Origin of the sequence: uncultured Arenimonas sp., from assembly GCF_963976025.1 — a bacterium.
GTDB lineage: Bacteria > Pseudomonadota > Gammaproteobacteria > Xanthomonadales > Xanthomonadaceae > Arenimonas.
In genome coordinates this window covers 1-2,569 of sequence record NZ_CAXBJS010000263.1, presented here as the reverse complement: position 1 = coordinate 2,569, position 2,569 = coordinate 1, and the positions used below count along the sequence as shown (strand labels likewise).

Annotated in this window: 1 protein-coding gene; it reads right to left on the bottom strand. The window is 69.8% G+C overall.

Going from position 1 to position 2,569, the window contains the following annotated elements:
* Positions 1–2,476 (bottom strand): efflux RND transporter permease subunit (locus AACZ35_RS13875; protein ID WP_339830289.1); only part of this gene is annotated, 2,476 nt, incomplete at its 3' end.
* Positions 2,477–2,569 lie beyond the last annotated feature (93 nt).

Sequence of the window (2,569 nt, the reverse complement as noted above, 5' to 3'; positions counted from 1 at the left end):
CGCCGGTTTCAAGCGCGATGCCGCGCGGCGGCACGATGTTCAGGGTCACGGTGCGGCGGCCGTCCAGGCGCCGGATTGAATCGGTGTCGGCGCTTTCGCGCAGGTCGGCCAGGGCCGACAGCGGCAGCACCGCGCCCGAGGGCGTGGCCACCGGCAGTTCGCGCAGGGCGTCGAGCTGCTGGGTGCCGGCGCCGCCGAACAGGTAGATGTCCACCTTGTCGTCGCCCAGGATCAGTTCGTCGACGAAGGCGCCGTCGCTGAGCGCCGCCACCGCGAAGCCGAAACCGGCGGCGTCGTAGCCCACCTCGGCCAGGCGCTCCCAGCGGGGCACCAGCTCCACCAACGGCTGGTCCAGGCTGAGGCTGGACGGATCCGAGCCGATGCGCGCGCCGGGGAAGAGTTCTTCGGCGCGCCGGTAGCCGCGTTCGGCCACGGCGTAGAGTTCGGCCAGCTCGATGCCCGAGATGTCGAGGTTGATGCTGCGCGAACCGCCGTCGTTGCTGGAGATGATCGAACCGCGCGAGGAGAACGCGCGCATGCCCGGGTAGGCGCGGAAGCGCTTGTCCAGTGCGTCCATCACCGCCTCGATGTCGGCCGGGTCCACCGGCTCGGCGATGATGCGCAGGCCGCCGGGGCTGGCCGAGAGGTTGTAATACGCCAGCGGCGGCAGGTCGGTGTCGCCGGCCTCGTAGGCGGCGCGGTCAGCCTTCACCTGCGGGCCGATGTCGGCCATCACTTCGCGGGCGATGCCTTCCATTTCCGCCAGGTTGTAGCCAGGCGGCGCGATCATGCGCGCGAAGGTCTTGGGCTCCTCGCCTTCGGGCAGGTACTCGGCCGGCGGCGTCAGCAGCCACAGCGCCAGCCCGGCCAGCACCACCGTGCCCACCAGCACCTGCAGCCGGCGGCGCGCGGTCGCGGCCAGCCACTGCGTGCCGCTGGCGATGCGGTCGAACCAGGCCTGGCCGGGCACGTGTTCCTGGCCCTGGATGCCGAAGGACAGGCGCCCGGCCAGGGCCGGCACCACGGTCACGGCGATCAGCATCGACGCCAGGATCGAGGCCGAAATGGCGATGGCGATGTCCGAATACAGCTGGCCGGCTTCTTCCTCGATGAACAGGATCGGCGCGAACACCAGCACGGTGGTCAGCGTCGACGCCAGCACGGCCGGCCACACGCGGCGCACGCCGGCCAGCGCGCTTTGCATGCGGCCCAGGCCCTTGCGCCGGGCCTGGTCGATGCTTTCAAGCACGACGATGGTGTTGTCCACCGTCATGCCGATGGCGAAGGCGACGCCGGCCAGGGAAATGACGTTGAGCGTGCGCCCGGCCAGCAGCAGGCCGACGAAGGCTGCGATGGTGCAGATGGGAATCGCGATGACGCCGGTCAGGGTCTGCCGCTTCGAGCGCAGGAAGGCGAACATCACCAGCGTCGCCAGGCCGGCGCCCAGCGCCAGGTTTGTCCAGACGTTGGCGATGGAGTCCTCGACGTAGCGCGCGTCGTCGCTCGACAGCGTCAGCTCCAGGCCCAGCGGCGCCAGCAGGTCGGCGTTGACCTCGTCCACCGCCGGCAGGATGGCGCGTTTGATGGCGATGACGTTCGAGCCCGGTTCGCGGCGGATCGAAAGGCTCAGCGCCGGTTCGCCGTTGTTGAAGCTCAGCTCCCGGCGTTCGTAGTGGTCGAGTTTCACCTCGGCGATGTCGCGCAGGCGCACCACGACGTTGTCGCCGCTGGCGATGACCAGGTCGCGCAGCTGGTCGATGTCGCGCACCCGGCCGACGGTGCGCAGCAGGTATCGGCGCTTGCCGCTGTCGAGGTCGCCGCCGGAGGTGTCGCGGTTGCGCGCGCGAACGGCTTCGCGGACCTGTGAAAGCGTCAGGCCGCGTTCGGCCAGCCGGCCCGGGTCCACTTCGATGCGCACCTGGCGTTCGCTGCCGCCGCCGACCTGCACCAGGGCCACGCCCGGCACGCGTTCCAGCCGCGGCCGCACGAAGTCTTCGACGTAGTCGCGCATCATGTCCAGGTCCAGCTCGAGCGCGCTGTCCTCGCGCGCGCCGATGCGGAAATACATGAAGGCGTTGTCCGAGAACGAGCTGGTGGACAGGCTGGGCTGGTCGACGTTTTCGGGGTAGTCCGACACCTGGCTGAGCGCGTTGGAGGTGCGGATAAGCGCCTCGTTGATGTCCACGCCGAACGGGAATTCCAGTTCGATGCTGGCCTGGCCGGTGCTGGCGCTCGAGACCATGCGGCTGAGGTTGGGGATGGTGCGCAGGTACTTTTCCTGTTCCAGCAGGATTTCCTGCTCCACGTCCTGGGGCGTGGCGCCGGGCCAGCGGGTCTGCACGCCGATGGTGCGCACTTCCAGGTCGGGGATCATCTGCACCGGCACGCGCAGTGCGGCGGCGGTGCCCAGCACGCACAGCACCAGCACGGCGACCGCGATCAGGGTGCCGTGGCGCAGCAGGCGTTCGAATCCCATGGCTCAGTCTTCCCCGGGCGCCACGGCCTGGCCGTCGCGCAGGGCTTCGTTGCCGCGGATCACCACGCGTTCGCCGGCTTCGATGCCTTCGGC